Origin of the sequence: Streptomyces sp. URMC 123, assembly GCF_051386515.1 — a bacterium.
Lineage (GTDB): Bacteria > Actinomycetota > Actinomycetes > Streptomycetales > Streptomycetaceae > Streptomyces.
In genome coordinates this window covers 1-633 of the sequence record NZ_JBPQTV010000682.1, presented here as the reverse complement: position 1 = coordinate 633, position 633 = coordinate 1, and the positions used below count along the sequence as shown (strand labels likewise).

At 76.3% G+C, this 633-nt stretch carries 1 pseudogene; it reads right to left on the bottom strand.

Features of this window, described 5'->3' with window-relative positions:
* Positions 1 to 633: pseudogene (locus ACSNOD_RS31615) on the bottom strand (daptide biosynthesis intramembrane metalloprotease); the annotation flags it as partial.

The following is a 633-nucleotide window of genomic DNA, read 5'->3' as shown; positions in this document are numbered from 1 at the left end:
GCAGGCGCCAGCCGTCGGAGACGTCGCAGAAGAGCGCGGGCAGCAGGTAGAACAGCATGACGCCGAAGCGCCGGGGCCTGCCGCCGTGGGCCACGAGCATCGCGGCGTGCCCGAACTCGTGCAGTACGCCGCTGAACAGGCCCAGCAGCGCGGCCGCGACCACGACGGCACCGGAGGGCGGGTGGCGCAGCAGGTGCCCGGCCTGCGCGTGGTGCGCCACGAGCGTGAGAATCGTGAGCAGCAGGCCGGTGAGCGCGGCGGCCGGCGCCCAGGGCGTGGCCAGCCACGCCAGCGCGGGGCGGGCCCGCTCCAGCAGGCGGCTGGGGTCGAACAGACACCACTGCACGGTCAGAGGTCGGCGGTAAACCAGCCGCCGCGGGCGTCGCCGCGGCGCCGGTGCGCGGGAGGTCTCCAGCCAGCCGTGGCGGGCGAAGGCGGCCAGCGTCTGCTCGACCGCGGCCGGCGTCCATCCACCGCCCAGGTCGGCGGCCAGCTGCCCGGCCGTGCGGCGCCCGTCGAGCGCGCACAGCAGCCGCGCGGCGTCCTCGCCGATACGGAAGTACTGGCCGCTGTCCTGCTGCACGGTCCACGGCTGGTCCGGATGTCCGGGCGGGTGGACGACGACCTGCGCGG